General features: G+C 51.7%; 15 protein-coding genes. 11 read left to right on the top strand and 4 right to left on the bottom strand.

Annotated features, from left to right (window positions below):
- The first annotated feature begins 60 nt into the window (after positions 1-60).
- The 10 genes from Q8K39_RS15235 to Q8K39_RS15190 all read left to right on the top strand — a co-directional run bounded on the left by Q8K39_RS15235 (position 61) and on the right by Q8K39_RS15190 (position 11,672).
- Positions 61-1,194 (top strand): DegT/DnrJ/EryC1/StrS family aminotransferase, encoded by a 1,134-nt coding sequence (locus tag Q8K39_RS15235; RefSeq protein ID WP_370868615.1) that lies wholly within the window; start codon positions 61-63, stop codon positions 1,192-1,194.
- 2 nt (positions 1,195-1,196) lie between these two features.
- Positions 1,197-2,444 carry an O-antigen translocase gene (locus tag Q8K39_RS15230; protein WP_305261453.1) on the top strand — a complete coding sequence of 416 codons (1,248 nt, stop codon included), beginning with the start codon at positions 1,197-1,199 and terminating at the stop codon, positions 2,442-2,444.
- Positions 2,431-3,852: a hypothetical protein gene (locus Q8K39_RS15225; RefSeq protein ID WP_305261451.1), complete on the top strand. Its 1,422-nt coding sequence runs from the start codon at positions 2,431-2,433 to the stop codon at positions 3,850-3,852. Before Q8K39_RS15230 ends, Q8K39_RS15225 begins: the two co-directional genes overlap by 14 nt.
- A 57-nt stretch (positions 3,853-3,909) precedes the next feature.
- Positions 3,910-4,701: a hypothetical protein gene (locus Q8K39_RS15220; RefSeq protein WP_305261449.1), complete on the top strand. Its 792-nt coding sequence runs from the start codon at positions 3,910-3,912 to the stop codon at positions 4,699-4,701.
- Positions 4,702-4,704: 3 nt separating this feature from the next.
- Entirely contained in the window at positions 4,705-5,661 is a 957-nt protein-coding gene (locus Q8K39_RS15215; RefSeq protein ID WP_305261447.1) for an SDR family oxidoreductase, read from the top strand.
- A 10-nt stretch (positions 5,662-5,671) separates the two neighbouring features.
- The gene (locus Q8K39_RS15210; protein WP_305261445.1) at positions 5,672-6,235 is read left to right on the top strand and encodes a sugar transferase; all 564 of its coding nucleotides are present in this window, start codon (positions 5,672-5,674) and stop codon (positions 6,233-6,235) included.
- A gap of 18 nt (positions 6,236-6,253) precedes the next feature.
- On the top strand, positions 6,254-8,191 hold the full coding sequence (locus tag Q8K39_RS15205; protein ID WP_305261726.1) for a nucleoside-diphosphate sugar epimerase/dehydratase: 1,938 nt from the start codon (positions 6,254-6,256) through the stop codon (positions 8,189-8,191).
- A gap of 25 nt (positions 8,192-8,216) precedes the next feature.
- Entirely contained in the window at positions 8,217-9,593 is a 1,377-nt protein-coding gene (locus Q8K39_RS15200) for a phosphomannomutase/phosphoglucomutase (RefSeq protein WP_305261443.1), read from the top strand.
- 180 nt (positions 9,594-9,773) lie between these two features.
- Positions 9,774-10,769, top strand: a complete 996-nt coding sequence (gene waaC, locus Q8K39_RS15195; protein WP_305261441.1) for a lipopolysaccharide heptosyltransferase I — start codon at positions 9,774-9,776, stop codon at positions 10,767-10,769.
- A 537-nt stretch (positions 10,770-11,306) separates the two neighbouring features.
- On the top strand, positions 11,307-11,672 hold the full coding sequence (locus Q8K39_RS15190) for a DUF6717 family protein (protein ID WP_305261439.1): 366 nt from the start codon (positions 11,307-11,309) through the stop codon (positions 11,670-11,672).
- Here Q8K39_RS15190 and Q8K39_RS15185 read toward each other — a convergent pair.
- From Q8K39_RS15185 to Q8K39_RS15170, 4 genes are read right to left on the bottom strand one after another with little or no spacing between them, the layout of a single operon-like run.
- Complete coding sequence (locus Q8K39_RS15185; RefSeq protein WP_305261437.1) at positions 11,669-12,118, bottom strand: hypothetical protein; 450 nt, start codon at positions 12,116-12,118, stop codon at positions 11,669-11,671. The two genes, Q8K39_RS15190 and Q8K39_RS15185, sit on opposite strands and share 4 nt — an antisense overlap.
- A gap of 49 nt (positions 12,119-12,167) precedes the next feature.
- Positions 12,168-12,866, bottom strand: a complete 699-nt coding sequence (locus Q8K39_RS15180) for an energy transducer TonB (RefSeq protein WP_305261435.1) — start codon at positions 12,864-12,866, stop codon at positions 12,168-12,170.
- A gap of 55 nt (positions 12,867-12,921) precedes the next feature.
- Complete coding sequence (kdsA, locus tag Q8K39_RS15175) at positions 12,922-13,767, bottom strand: 3-deoxy-8-phosphooctulonate synthase (RefSeq protein WP_305261433.1); 846 nt, start codon at positions 13,765-13,767, stop codon at positions 12,922-12,924.
- A 55-nt stretch (positions 13,768-13,822) separates the two neighbouring features.
- Positions 13,823-14,821 (bottom strand): hypothetical protein, encoded by a 999-nt coding sequence (locus tag Q8K39_RS15170; protein ID WP_305261431.1) that lies wholly within the window; start codon positions 14,819-14,821, stop codon positions 13,823-13,825.
- A gap of 407 nt (positions 14,822-15,228) precedes the next feature.
- Between Q8K39_RS15170 and Q8K39_RS15165 the strand changes: the two genes are divergently transcribed.
- A complete protein-coding gene (locus Q8K39_RS15165; protein ID WP_305261429.1) occupies positions 15,229-16,131 on the top strand; it encodes a DMT family transporter in 903 nt (300 codons plus the stop codon).

Genomic DNA, 16,131 nt, shown 5'->3' with positions numbered 1-16,131 from the left:
TCATGAGAGAAAATCCATGCAAACTCTCTGTGTCTCCATTCTTTTGAACGAATGAATAACATGAAATCTTTACCTTATCTGGAACTCAAGCCTCAGCATCAGGATTTGCGTGCGGAGCTGAACCAGGCTTTTAATGAAGTGCTGGATAGCGGCTGGTTTATCCAGGGCAAGCAGCTGGAAGCCTTTGAAGCTGAATATGCTGCGTATTGTGGCAGCCAGTATTGCGTTGGTGTCGGTAATGGCATGGATGCGCTGCACCTGATCTTGCGTGCTTATGGCATAGGTGAAGGCGATGAAGTGATCGTGCCTTCCAACACTTACATCGCCAGTTGGCTGGCGGTGTCGTATGCGGGAGCAACGCCGGTTGCGGTAGAGCCTGACCTGGCTACTTACAATATCGATCCTGCAAAAATCGCCGCCGCCATTACTCCCAGGAGCAAGGCCATCATGGTCGTGCATCTGTATGGGCAAATCGCGGATATGGACCCAATTCTCGCCATCGCCCATGAGCATGGTTTGAAGGTCATCGAAGATGCGGCGCAATCGCATGGTGCAACATATAAAGGGCGCGTCTCTGGTGGCCTGGGTGATGCTGCTGCGCATAGTTTTTATCCCGGCAAGAACCTGGGTGCGCTGGGGGATGCTGGTGGTGTCACCACCAATGATGCAGAATTAGCCAAGCAATTAAAAGTCTTGCGCAATTATGGTTCGCAAATCAAATATCATAACCAAGTCAAAGGCTATAACTCTCGCCTTGATGAATTACAGGCAGCTTTGCTGCGGGTAAAACTGCATAGGCTCGATGGCTGGAATATACAGCGTCGCGCACTGGCGCAGCAATATCACGAAGGTTTGAAAGACTTGCCTGGCCTGGTGATACCATTTGTTCCTGAGTGGTCTGAACCGGTATGGCATATCTATGCCGTGCGCCATGCCAAACGTGATGCCCTGCAAAAACACTTGCAGGATGCTGGCATAGGCAGCCTGGTGCACTACCCTATCCCGCCACATCTCCAACCAGCATATGCTGAATTGCAACTGGGTGTGGGCAGTTTCCCGATGTCTGAACAAATCCATGCAGAAGAACTGAGCCTGCCGCTAGACCCATATCTTGCACCGGAAGATGTCAACCGCGTCATCGCTGCCGTGCGCGATTTCGTCCTGCAAGCTGCTTCAACTGCAACAACTCGCTGACAATGACACTGGTACGCACCAGCCTGTTAAATGCGATTGCAGTCATGGTCAGGATGCTGACCATGCTGGGCCTGAACAAATTGCTGGCCGTGTATGTGGGGCCAGGCGGTTATGCTGTCATAGGCCAGTTCCAGAATGCCGTAACCATGATCTTGTCATTTGCCAGTGGCGCAATTTCCACAGGCGTGACCAAGTACACGGCTGAACATGGCGACGATGCAACAGCCCAACAAAGAGTATGGGCCAGCTCGGCACGTATCTCTTTATATTGCTCACTGGTGGCGTCTGCTGTCGTTGCCGTGTTTCACCAGCAACTGGCGGTATTACTATTAAAAGATGCGCAGTATGGCAGCGTGTTTTTATGGCTGGCTGCCAGTTTGGTGCTGTTTGTACTGAATACGCTATTGCTGGCAATCCTGAATGGCAAAAAAGCAGTCGCCGCCTATGTCGCTGCCAATATTGCCACCAGCATCGTCAGCTTGATAATCACCTGGTTGCTGGCCAGCGTCTGGGGCTTGTATGGTGCGCTGGTAGCACTGGCGGTGAATCAATCTTTCGTCGCCATCATCACGTTGGCGCTATGCCTGCGCAGCGAGTGGTTCAGCTTTGGCATGCTGTTTGCAAAGGCAGACAAGGACATGCTGCGTAAGTTGGGCGCGTATGCCCTGATGGCCATCGTCACTGCCACCGTCGTGCCGCTCAGCCAGATGCTGATACGCAATCATCTGGTGCAGGATTTTGGCTGGCAAGAGGCCGGTTATTGGCAGGCTGTGACACGCATCAGCGATATCTACCTGATGCTGATCACCAGCACGCTGACCGTGTATTACCTGCCACGCCTGGCAGAAATCAAGGCAGCGGCGGAATTGAAAAAAGAAATTGCACGCGTATATCGTTTTGTCTTGCCTTTGACTGCGCTGGGTGCGGTCATGGTCTATCTCTTGCGTGACCTCATGTTATGGCTGGTCTTCACTGAAGAATTCCGCCCCATGTTGCAGCTCCTGGCCTGGCAACTGGTGGGCGACTTTATCAAGATAGGCAGCTGGGTGCTGGGCTTTGTCATGCTGGGCCGGGCGCTGACTAAGCCTTATGTGATTACTGAAATAGTCTTCAGCCTGTCGCTGGTAGTGCTGACCTATCTGTTGACCCCGGCATTTGGTTTGCAGGGTACAGTGATTGCTTTTTGTATTAACTATGTCTTGTATTGGGCATGTATCGCCTGGATTTTGAAAAAATATGCCTACCGCTGAACACGCTCTCAAGCTCGCCAACTTCATTCAGGATTGCACAAACCGTGTGCTGGCGGCTGGCGGGCTGGATGCCTGCGTGCGGCGCACCCGCGCCCTGGGTGAGTTGTTGTGGAAAAACGATCTGGGCCAATACGCCTTGCCTGCACTGGAACTGGCGCTACTGCAACGCTACCAGCACTTGTTCAAGGCCCCTGCACAGCAGGAAATCAAGGCAACTTATCTGCACGTGCTGAGCCAGGCTTACACCGCCAGCGGCCATACCCGCGTGGTAGAACACCTGATTGCCAGCCAGGCTTTGCAGGATTCTGCGGTACTGGTGACGGAAAAAGCACCGCCAGCTACCTGGGCGAAACTCAGTACACCGGACCACCCCTGTATCTGCCTGCCCAAATCCAGCGACAGGCAAGAAAAGCTACAGGCGCTGCTAAATCATTTTGCACAGTACAAAATTGTGGTATTGCATATCCACCCCTATGACATTGATGCTGTCATCGCTGCTGGATTAGCCAGGCAATTGTGCGGCACCCGTATTTACATGTACAACCATGCCGACCATGTGTTTTCTTATGGGCACGGCATGGCCGATGTGGTGCTGGAACTCAGCTATTATGGCTGGGAACTCAGCAAGCTGCGTGGCAGCCATGACAAATGCGTGTTTGCCGGTATCCCGCTAAAGTTGCCTGATGCCACTACCGCACGGCCAGAAAATGCCGCAGGTCATATCGCCAGTGCTGGCTCTGCCTATAAATTCAAGCCAGGTGGGGACTATTCCTTCCCTGACTTTGCAGTACGCCTGCAAGCCAGGACGGGGCGTAAGCTGATGCTCATAGGCCCCAACCTGAAAACCAACTGGTGGTGGTGGAAACCTGCTCGACAAATGGGTGCACAGGCGATTTTCCATCAACGCATGGCCTATCAAGACTATTTGATTTGCATGCGCGACGCCAGCGTTTACGTGGACAGCTTCCCACTGACCGGTGGCACGGCCTTCCCGGAGATGGCGGTCAAGGGTTTGCCCAGCTTTGGCATCTTGACCGGCGCGCATGGTTATTCACCGGCGGACCTGTTCAAATCCAGCAGTCAACAAGCCTTGCTGGACGATATGGACGATTACCTGCGCCACCAGCAACGCCAAGGTATAGAGCAGACTGTGATACTGCAAAAGATCAGGGAAGTGCACGATATAGAGCAAGTCGCAAGGCGCATCAGCCAGGCCGAAATGGTGAATGCACAAGAAAAACAACCTCCCTGGCATAATCCTGCACCTATAAACTGTGATTTCTATGAGAAAATCTGGTACACAAGGAAATTGTTCACGCCGCCCATCCATAACTTCCCTGACTGGAAATTGGGCGTATTATTTTTAAAGTATTGGATACAAAGTCGCCAGCTTAGTCACCAGGCTTAATTGCTAGCTCATTGCTAGCTGAGTTGCCAGACCTTATGCAGCATCACTTAGCAAACTATGATACATGTCGCAATCGTCAGTCACGGCCATGAAAATCTGCTTATTGCAAGCGGTATGGGTGGCTTGCGCGATGCCGCCGCAGGCATGCATGTATGGATCAAGGATAACCAGCCATCCCCGGCGTTGAAGGCCTATTGCCTGCAACACGGCGTTTCTTACGTAGACGATAAGCCAGGCCTGGGCTTTGGCGAAAACAATAATTACCTGTTTGACCTGATCAGCAATAGCGTAGGTTTTGCCGAGGGTGACAGCTTCATCGTCATGAACCCGGACATTACCATCAGCGCCACCACCATCACTACCCTGGTAGAGAATATGCAGCGCGATGCCTTCCCGGTCGCCACCATCAATCTTTACCGTGACGAACAACACTTGCATGTAGATGCGAATGTACGCCGCTTCCCGAATGCGATTTCCTTGCTGCGCATGGTTGCGGTGCGTTCCCTGTCTGAGCCATATGACAAGAAAAGCATGACAGAAGCCTGCCATGTGGATTGGGCCTCTGGTGCCTTCCTGGCTTTTGACGCGCAACATTATCAGGCACTGCAAGGTTTTGATACCCGCTATTTCATGTATTTTGAAGATGTGGATATTTGCTACCGTTCCCAGCAATTGCTGGGCAAGGGTATACGTTTTTATCCGCAACTGCATGCCACACATACTGCTGCCCACAAAAACCGCAACCTGGTGTCCCGCCATGCCAGCTGGTTTTTCCGCAGCTTTTTAAAATTTCTGTCGCGTCGCTATTTTGTCTATGACAGGCGGTCCAACCTGTCGGCCCCTAAATAAAGTATGAAGCAAGCAATCTTGTTGACCGGTGTCAGCGGCTTTGTCGGCCAGGCTCTTGCCCGCGCCTGTCTGGCTGCTGATGCTAGCCTGATTTGCCCTACCCGCCGCCCGCTGGGCTGGCAGGATACAGAAATGCGCAATCCCCTGATTGGCGACATGAGCGCAGACACTGACTGGTCAGCACATCTGCAAGGCGTGGACATCGTCATCCATTGCGCAGCGCGGGTACATGTCATGCACGAAACAGCCAGCGACCCTTTGGTGCAATTCCGCGTCGTGAATGTCGCTGCCAGCCTGCAACTGGCGCGCCAGGCTGCCACTGCTGGCGTGAAGCAATTTATTTACCTGAGTTCAGTCAAGGTGAATGGCGAAGCCACCTCCCCTGGTCATCCCTTTGGCGCCGATGATGCCCCGCTGCCGCAAGATGCCTATGGCATTTCCAAGCAGGAAGCCGAGCAGGCGTTGCTGCAACTAGCTGCAGAAACTGGCATGGCAGTCACCATCATACGCCCGCCCCTGGTCTATGGGCCAGGCGTCAAAGCCAATTTCCTGAGCATGTTGCGCGGTGTACGCCGTGGCCTGCCCTTGCCACTGGGTAGTATCCATAACCAGCGCAGCCTGGTGTACCTGGGTAACCTGGTCGATCTCATCCTGCATTGCCGTTTGCATCCGGCAGCACGCAACCAGATTTTTTTGGCATCGGATGGCAGGGATTTATCGACCACGGAAATGTTTCGCCTGTGCGCGCAAGCCTTGCAAGTGAAATCCCGGCTGTTTCCTTTTCCGGCCAGCTTATTGACACTTGCCGCCAGCATGCTGGGCAAGAGAAGTGTCGCTGAGCGTTTATGCCAGTCATTGCAAGTCGATATCAGCAAGACCAGGGAATTGCTGGCCTGGTCGCCGCCCTATACCGTAGAACAAGGTTTGCAGGCTACTGCTGCAGCACTACCCTCTGAATGAATATGTGATTATGTTAAAGCGTCTTTTCGATCTTCTCCTTGCCCTGACAGCCAGCCTGTTTTTGTTACTGCCTTTGATCATCGTTGCCATCTGCGTCAAGCTGACCTCACGCGGCCCTGTGGTCTACTGGTCTGACCGGGTCGGGCGCAATAATGTCATCTTCAAGATGCCCAAGTTTCGCAGCATGCTCATCGATACACCAGCAGTTGCCACCCACCTGCTGAGCAATCCTGATCAATACCTGACACCGATAGGTTCTTTCCTGCGCAAGTCCAGCCTCGATGAATTGCCGCAATTGTGGAGCATACTCTGTGGCGACATGAGTTTTGTGGGGCCACGCCCTGCCCTGTACAATCAGGATGATCTGATTGCCCTACGCACTGAAAAGCAAGTACATACTATCCCGCCAGGCTTGACAGGCTGGGCGCAAATCAATGGCAGGGATGAACTACCGATTCCTGTCAAAGTGGACCTGGATGCATATTACCTGCAGCATCAATCCTTCATGCTGGATATCCGTATTTTGTTCCTGACCTTCTACAAAGTGGTGCGTCGTGATGGTGTTACACATTAATAAGGACTGGCAAATATGATGCAATCCCTGCTCAATCTGCCGCGTCTGCAAAAGCAGGCAGTTGCTGCTGTTGCAGATGCAATTTGTCTGCCGCTGACCTTTATCCTGGCGATCTGGCTGCGCTATGAAACTTTTAATGGCAGCCTCTTCAATCATTACCTCTGGCTCATCGTTTCTGTACCTTTGATTGCCATACCGGTCTTCATACGCATAGGTTTATACCGCGCTGTCATCCGTTTCATCGACCAGAAAATCATTAGCGTGGTGATGATAGGTGTCAGCCTGTCGGTCTTGTTCCTGGCTTTTGTTGCAGTCATGCTGCACATCACACCGCTGTCGCGCGCGGTGTTTGGTTTCTTCTGGGCAGGGTCCATCCTGTATGTCGGTGCCAGCCGCTTTTTGGCCAGGGCCTGGTTGCTGCAAGCTGACATGACGGAAAACGCCACCCGCATCGCCATCTATGGCGCTGGCAAGGCGGGCGCGCAACTGGCCACGGCCTTGCGTGCCGGTGGTGAATATGTCTGCGTGGCCTTTATCGATGACAGCAAATCAGTACAAGGCTCTACCATAGGCGGCGTCAAGGTTTTCGCACCCGAGCAATTAAAAGATTTGGCCGAACGTCATGACATACGCGAGATCTTGCTGGCCATGCCCAGCATCAGCAAGACGCGGCAAAAGCAGGTGCTCGACCAGCTCGAACCTCTTAAGTTGAAGATCAAGGTCACGCCATCAATACAAAGCCTGGTGAATGGCGAATTGCGCTTGCAGGACATACGCGAAGTCGAGATAGAAGATTTGCTGGGCCGCGACCAGGTAGAACCCGATGCCCGCCTGCTGAGCATCTGCATCACCGGCAAGCGCGTCATGGTCACCGGGGCTGGCGGCTCTATAGGTTCTGAACTATGCCGCCAGATCTTGCGCCAGCGCCCCACCAAGCTGGTCTTGCTGGAAATGTCGGAATACGCCCTGTATGCCATAGAACAGGAATTGACTGGCCTGCGCCAGCAACTGAAGCTGGATGTGGAAATCCTGCCGTTTTTGGGTTCCATACTCGACAGCGCCAAGCTCGATCGCATCTTCACCACCTGCGAAGTAGAAACCCTGTACCACGCCGCTGCCTACAAGCACGTGCCGCTGGTAGAGCATAATCCGGCAGAGGGCATACGCAATAATGTGTTTGGCACACTGTCCGTCGCACAAGCCGCCATGGCCGCCAGGGTCAAGAATTTTGTCTTGATCTCGACTGACAAGGCAGTGCGCCCGACCAATGTCATGGGTGCCACCAAGCGCCTGGCTGAATTGATACTGCAAGCCTGCTCGCGTCGCCAGCAACATACCCGTTTTTGCATGGTGCGCTTTGGCAATGTGCTGGGATCATCCGGCTCGGTCGTCCCCTTGTTCCGCAAGCAAATCATGGCCGGTGGCCCCATCACCCTGACCCATCCAGAAATCACCCGCTATTTCATGACCATCCCAGAAGCCGCCCAACTAGTCTTGCAAGCCGGGGCGATGGGCGAAGGCGGCGATGTGTTTGTGCTCGACATGGGTGAGCCTGTACGTATCATCGACTTGGCACGCCGCATGGTGCACCTGAGTGGCCTGGAAGTGAAGAGTGAAGCAACACCAGATGGCACCATAGAAATCCAGCATGTAGGCTTGCGCCCTGGCGAAAAACTCTACGAAGAACTGCTGATAGGCGACAATGTCGAAGGCACTTCTCATCCGCTGATCATGCGGGCGCAAGAGAATGAATTGCCGTGGGATCAACTGAATACCCTGTTGCAGGAATTGAATACAGCCTGCATCGCCTTTGATTATGCGCAAATCCGCGCCCTGTTGCTGCAAATAGTGGCAGAATACGAGCCACAATGCGGTATTGAAGACCTGATCTGGCAAGCCCAGCAGCTTGGCTCTGATGAGCAGGCCAAAAAGGCCAGCACTGGTCTGCTCCACTGATACTTTTTAATAAAGAAAAATAATCATGTCCCTACTCTCCCCCAGCATATTCAAAGCCTACGACATCCGTGGCATCATCGACAAAACCCTGGATGCAGAAGTTGCCCACCTGATAGGCCAGGCCTTTGGCAGCGCTGCCATCGCCAAAGGTGAAAAAACCGTGGTCATAGGCCGCGATGGCCGTTTGTCCGGCCCTGACCTGATCACCGCGCTGGCCAAGGGTTTGCAATCGACTGGCGTCGATGTCATCGACCTGGGCGTGGTGGTCACACCCATGGTGTACTTTGGCACCAATGTGCTGGGTGCTGCCTCCGGCATCATGGTCACCGGCAGCCACAACCCGCCTGACTACAATGGTTTCAAAATGGTGCTGGCAGGCGAAGCGATTTATGGCGATGCCATACAAGCGCTGTACCAAACGATTCTGAACAAAGACTTCAAACAAGGCAGCGGCAACTACCGCACGCATGATATCAAGGCGACTTACCTTGAGCGCATCATTGGCGACGTCAAACTTGCCCGCCCTTTGAAAATTGCCGTCGATTGCGGCAATGGCGTGGCTGGCGCGTTTGCAGGTGAGTTGTATCGCGGCATGGGTTGTGAAGTCATAGAACTGTTTTGCGAAGTTGATGGCACTTTCCCTAACCACCATCCTGACCCTGCCCATCCAGAAAACCTGCAAGACCTGATACGTTGCCTGCAAACCACTGATGCAGAAATAGGCCTGGCATTTGATGGTGATGGCGACCGTCTTGGTGTCGTCACCAAGGATGGCCAGATCATCTACCCTGACCGCCAGCTCATGCTGTTTGCCGAAGATGTATTGACACGCAACCCCGGCGCGCAGATTTTGTATGACGTCAAATGCACACGCCACATCGCTCCGTGGGTCAAGGCACGCGGTGGTGTGCCGCTGATGTGGAAAACCGGTCATTCCCTGGTCAAGGCCAAGTTGCGCGAAACCGGCTCACCGCTTGGTGGCGAAATGAGTGGTCACATCTTCTTCAAAGACCGCTGGTATGGTTTTGATGATGGCTTGTATGCAGGTGCCCGCTTGCTGGAACTGCTCAGCCGCGTGGCTGACATGACAGCCACACTGAACAACTTGCCGCAATCCACCTCGACACCAGAACTGCAATTGCAACTGGCCGAAGGTGAAAACTTCAAAATCATCGCCGCCATGCAGGCGAATGCCGACTTCCCTGGCTCAGACGAAATCATCACCATCGATGGCTTGCGCGTTGAATACCCGGACGGCTTCGGCCTGGCCCGCTCATCTAATACTACCCCTGTCATCGTCATGCGCTTCGAAGCCGAAAGTCCCGAAGCACTGGCACGCATACAAGGTGCGATGAAACAGGCTGTGCTGGCTGTGAAGCCGGATGCTGTCTTGCCATATTAATTTCCAAGACCGAAAAGATCACCACAGAGACACCGAGACACAGAGAAAGGCAGGAGAAAATCTTTTGAGATAAGGGTGTTTAGTAAGAACTCTTCACATCTTTAGTTTTTCTCTGTGCTCCTCTGTGTCTCAGTGTCTCTGTGGTGAGCAGTTAGGTCTTCACCCGTATCTACTATCCAAGTGAAAATCCTTCTTGTTCGTGTCTCGTCCCTGGGCGATGTTTTGCATAATATGCCCATCGTGGATGACTTGTGTCGCCAGTTCCCGCAAGCGCGTATAGACTGGGTGGTTGAAGAAGCCTATGTGCAACTGGTGCGGCTCAATCCTGGGGTCGATCAGGTCTTCCCGTTTGCGCTGCGGCGCTGGCGCAAGAGTCTGGGGAAGGCGGCAACGCGGCAAGAGATCAAGAATTTCTTTCGCCAGTTACGGCAAGAGCAATATGATCTGGTACTCGATACCCAGGGCTTGCTGAAAACCGGCATCATCATGGGCCTGGCCAGGACCGTTAAAGGTGGCAAAAAAGTCGGATTAGCAAATGGTACTGAGGGTTCAGGTTATGAAGGCATTTCCAGAATTTTCCACGACGTCAGCGTACCGGTAGACAAGCGCACCCACGCCGTCTTGCGCGGCCGCCTCGTCGCCGCTGCTGCTGGTGGCTATACCGTCAATACACCTGCCAGCTTCAGCTTGCAGGCGCCAGAGATACCCGCTGACCAGCGTGCATGGCTGCCAACTACACCATATGCGGTGTTCTTCCACGGCACTGCAGGTGCGTCAAAAAAATGGCCGCGTGAAAACTGGCAAGCGATTGCCCCCGAATTAAAAAACTACGATTTACCGATATTGCTACCCTGGGGCAGTGCTGCAGAAAAAGTTGAGGCTGAAGCCATGGCGGCCGTCATGCCTAATGCGACTGTCCTGCCTGCACTATCCATGCAGGCAGCAACCCTGCTGGCGCAAAAGGCACGCCTTGCCATTGGTGTAGATACCGGCTTGACGCATATCGCTGCAGCTTACGAAACCCCAACCATAGAAATCTATTGCGCTTCACCGCGCTGGAAGACTGAGGGTAACTGGTCGGACAGGATTATTAATCTTGGGGATAATGGGGAGCCTGCGACTGTTGACAAGGTTCGAGGCGCGATTGGCATATTGCTAGGATCAACAAACAAGTAGTAATTTCCATGATGGTTCAATAATCCGCCAACCTCAGCCACGTCATTCCAGCGTGGTTTTAGCTGGAATCCAGCGACGTTCGTGGCATACTGTGAAATTGATAAATTTCAGACTTGTGAATTTCACGAACTAGATTTTCAAATATCTTCGTAAGTCATTTAAGATCGCCAGCCGGGGGTAGCCCGGCAGCTACTCACCTTTTTTGCTTCGCCAAAAAAGGTAAGCGAAAAAAGGCGACCGAGGCGTCGCTGCCCCTTCGGGGTCCACTTTGCTGCAAGTCAAAAAATGGGAAAGTCCGAAAACTCGCTACGCTCAAACATCGGCCTTTCTTTTTCCATTTTCTGCCTCGCATCAAAGGCATCGACACATCGGAACGGCAAAAGTCAAAAACAACGTCATCGCAACCGACATTCATGTTTTTTAGTTGATCAGATAACTACTTCATTAAAAAATAAATGCGACAGATCTAAATCATTGTCACCCAAAGCGAATTAATTTACTCTTCCGTAAATAACTCAAATTTAGTAAGCAAAAAAAATGAATGCCATCAACGTAATCGCTCCCTATAAATACCTCGACATGTGGGTATTTGATGATGAACGCGTAGGCCTGCTGCAAGAACCTTTCGTCAGTGGTGCTGACACCATGATAGATCAGGTAGTTGCCACGATTCCTGATCCGGAATCAGGTTTCATCATGTTGTTCTCTGCAAACGCGTTCCCCGGTCATCAGATAAAACTTTCGTGGCGCAGGGAAGACTGCGACGGCAACTGGTATTTTTCAGAAGAACTGGATATGGAAGGGTGGTTGTGCCCAGCCTTGCTCAAATATTTTGATCAGGCATCGCAAGAAATTTACGTGCAGGTCAAAGCAAAAAGCAATTCGCTTATCAAGCCAGTTTAAGTAAACTCAATGGGCGAACCAATGGTTGAAAATTTTTCCTGATGCCTCAAAAGAATAGGGCGAATGAATGGGGTAATCGACCAAGCGTCACTCAAATCGTCGAGATCGGTGCATGACCAATACCAGACAATATGAATATGAATTTGAATGTCTAGTTCAAGCACGTCCAGAAAATGCTTCCAGTTCTCACTGTATAAAAACTTCCTGTCTTTATCTATGGCGTCACAAGATGACTGCAAGAGCATAGACATCAGCGTGAATTTTTCGTCTTCGCTCAACTCGCCACTATCATAGGCGGCAAGAAATTCATCTATCCTGCTTGCATCAGCAACTTCATACTCCCAATCCTGCATATTTTTAGTATTGGGTAGATTGAAACGTAGTGCTAGTGCATCGATAGCGGCCCGAGTGGGAAAGCGGTAAAGATGATCAAGGTTTGCAAACATAGATCTTTAAACACCTTTACCGTAAAGCATTTACGGATAATGCCCGCACCTACTTAGATCGCAGGGGCAAGAGTCGCAGTGAAATGACCGAAGCCAGATTTCCTACTGCATCGAATGCAGGCTTGAATTTGCAAGAACTGGCAAGTTTGACACTTTCCTGATTCAAATTTGGTGCAAGCGACCACTCAAGACTGGTTTTCTCAATACCACCATCCTTATTCAACCAGACGCCAACGACAATGCCACGCCCTGGCTCATTATTTTTTGCTAGGCTGACAAACTCGGACTTGTTACATGTTGCAGTCAACACCTCAGCCGGCTTGTATGAACTACCTTCAGCCTCAAGTCGCCAGAAATATGCTGCTCTGCCAAAAGTCTTTTCTGCTTTGGGGTTGTCAAAAATTTGACATCCCATCATTGTAGTTACAATAGCGTCGTCCAAGATACGCCAGCCACTACTGCGTGCGACTTCTGCGATTATCACTTTCCCATCCGCATCTGCGATTAAATCCATCTCTGTCCTTCCCACCAATTCATCACGTAATGCAGATCGTGGGTATTCTGGCTTCTTGCAACGATCAAATGAGACTATTCCCAGAGGAAGTGCAACCGGTTTTATGTTTGGGCCAATTGAGCTGCTTAAGTCACTTTTGGTAGCACTTTGCGCCACTGCATCGGATATTCCCCAACTCAAACTTAGCAGAGTAAATGAAAGAACAGGAAAAATGGAAATTTTATTTTTAAGCATTTTTATATAAGAACGAATGCGGAGCGAGAAAATATTTCAGAACAGGAAGTTGATATCAAATCTCCAACTTCCCAAACGACTTCACCAAATCATCCAGCAATTTCAACTGCGCCAGGAAAGGTTCCAGCTTATCTAGCGGCAGAGCGCTAGGACCATCACACTTGGCTTGCGCCGGATCAGGATGTGCTTCCAGGAACAAGCCTGCCAGACCAGTCGCCATGCCTGCACGCGCCAGTTCGACGATTTGCTCGCGGCGGCCACCAGAGGCTGCTGCGCCAGCTTCGCGTTGTTGCAGAGCGTGGGTAACGTCGAAGATGACAGGGAGGTTGTTCGTCACTTTTTTCATGACGGCAAAACCCAGCATGTCGACTACCAGGTTATCGTAGCCAAAGCAGGTGCCGCGGTCGCAGAGTATCAGTTGGTCGTTGCCTGCTTCCCTGAATTTTTCGACGATGTTTTGTACTTGGGAAGGACTGAGGAATTGTGGTTTCTTGATGTTGATGACGCGGCCGGTTTTGGCCAGCGCCACAACAAGGTCAGTCTGGCGTGCCAGGAAGGCTGGCAGTTGCAGGACATCGACCACTTCTGCCACTTGTGCAGCTTGCCATGGCTCGTGCACGTCTGTGATCAGAGGTACACCAAATTCTGCCTTAATGGCTTCAAATATTTTCAAGCCTTCTTCCAGGCCGGGGCCGCGGTAAGAATGGATGGAAGAGCGGTTGGCCTTGTCAAAGCTGGCCTTGAAAACATAGGGTATGCCCAGCTTGCTGGTGACACGCACGTATTCTTCGGCAACGCGCAGAGCCATGTCTTTGGATTCCAGCACATTCATGCCGCCGAACAGGACGAAGGGGCTTTGGTTGCTGGCTTGAATTTGTGGTGTGATGGCTACGGTAGTCAAGATGGTTCCAGTTCTTAAAAATAGTTTGTTCAGGTTGCTATCAGGCGATATCTTTTCAGGAAACCCAGCGCAGATAGTCTTGCCACTGCGGGTCAAATTCGCTGCTGATATCAAATTCCAGCGGGGCAAAGTTTTGTGCCAGTTTATGTGCCTTGGCCAGGGCAGTTTCCACGTCGCTGACATGCCAGTTCATGCTGCGTACATTGCCATGCAGGGTGATCTGACTGGTGATGCCTTCCTGTGTTTGGGTCAGCAGGGTTTCCAGCTGGTCTTCAAATTCGCGCGCGGTTTCCAGATCATCTTTATGATCTAGTACAACATCGACTTGCACACGCCATAGCATATCTGCCCGGCCGACCAGCGCCATGGCGGAGTCATTACGCTGTACCAGCAGTTTGTCATCAGGGTCGGTGTTGCTGACCAGCTCAAAGCCTGTCCATTCATTTTCACCTGTGGGGAACAAGGCGGTATGGCCAAGCTCATCACGCCAGTAGCTGTCCAGCACTGCCGGGAAAGCAGCCAGGCTGACGGTTTCTCGAGCGGCCTCGCCTTCCATGAATTCCACCGGGCCTATCTTGATGGCAAAATCATATTCACCCAGGGCATGATCAAGCAGGATGAAGGACATATGCCTGGCATGATCGACCATGTCTTGCGGTATGGGCTTGGCAAACCACAATTGCAAACCCACCCTGCCTGCATCTGCATAATGGCTGACCAGTATATCTGCCGGGTTGAGGCTGAAATTATCCATGTTGATGCCAAACTCACCCATTTCGGCACGAGCCCTGAAGGCAATCACATTGGGGAACATGGCCAGTTTGGGTGCTGATCGCGTGAGCGTCATGACATCCTGAAAATGCTCTGTTGCGCCGTGAGCGGTGATGATCAGATCATATACGCCGTCTTCATCCCTGCCTTGCAACTCAGCAGCCAGCTTGGGAAAGCGGGGTTCAAGCAGTGTATTGATGGTTTCCATCACATCGCGGATTTCCATTTTCTGCAATTGTGGCTGAGCATTTGCCAGTGCCTGCCAAAAGAGTTCTGTGCTCATCTGTTCATTTCCAGGATGGTGGGTGGTTCAACATGTCCTTACATGTTGTTTAAGAGGCATAGGATATCATTTTATGGGAGTGGCTTTGTAGAAACGCAAAGTAGCTTGTTCAGCTTTCTCTTTTTTCAAGCTGCATGTGTAGAGGCAATCGCCACAGGAGGGCAAGCCCAGTTGCCTCTTGCCAGTGCAGGAGCGACTGTTTCGCGTTTTTGCCTTATCAAAAGTGCAGTCTGCAGGGGCATAAATGCTACTTATCAGAAAATTAATCATCTGGTTTATTGGCGTTGGTTTCTTATTAAATTGCAAAAATACATGCTCATCGCTGCATTTAGTCCAGGCAAGACATGCACCCTTGTGTACCGTTTTCAGGTATATTCCCCCCTCTTCGCCAACACTCCCCAAGCTTGATGTCTGCTCATCGTAAAAATCTGGATGGTTTTGCCATTTCGCTTATGCTTTTGCTCTGCATGTGCTGGGGTCTGCAGCAGGTGGCTGTCAAGCTGGCGGCCCCGGTAATAAGTGCCAGCATGCAATTGGGACTGCGTTCTGGCCTGGCGGCGGCGATGGTGCTGCTATTGATAATTATCAAAAAGATTCCATTTTCTTTGCGTGACAAGCATGTCTGGCCTGGTATCGCTGCGGGTGTCTTGTTTGCCATAGAATTTTTATGCATATCGCTGGGCTTGAAGTACACCACGGCTTCGCATATGTCGGTGTTCTTATATACAGCCCCTATTTTTACAGTGCTGGGCCTGCACTGGCTGATCCCGGCGGAACGTTTGCAATCAACTCAATGGATAGGTATCTTGTCTGCCTTTGCCGGGGTTGCAATTGCTTTCTCTGGGGCCTTCAGCAGCAGCCAGCGTGATGTGGCTGGCATGCTCATCGGTGACAGCTTTGGCGTTGCGGCAGCAGTGCTGTGGGCAGCGACCACAATTACCATACGCAAATCCAGCTTGTCTGAAGCTGAGCCGACCACCACCCTGTTTTACCAGTTAGCGGTAGGTGCCGTGATCTTGCTGGCTTTTGTATTGCTGCGTGGCGAGAGTCTGCCTGCGCAATGGGATATGACCAGCATCATCAGCCTAGCCTTCCAGACGGTGGTGATTGCTTTTGCCAGTTACCTGACCTGGTTCTGGCTGATGCGGCGTTATCTGGCATCACGTCTTTCTGTATTTTCTTTCCTGACACCCTTGTTCGGCGTGGCCGCTGGTGTCATTCTTATGCACGATCCCATTAGCCCGCGTTTTGCGCTGGGCGCAGTACTGGTGTGTGCTGGTATTGTATTGGTGAATTTCCGTCGGACATAA

Source organism: Undibacterium sp., from assembly GCF_030683615.1.
Classification (GTDB): Bacteria; Pseudomonadota; Gammaproteobacteria; order Burkholderiales; family Burkholderiaceae_D; genus Undibacterium; species Undibacterium umbellatum.
Note: the sequence above shows the minus strand (reverse complement) of the source record. Positions and strands in the feature narration are given on the sequence as shown.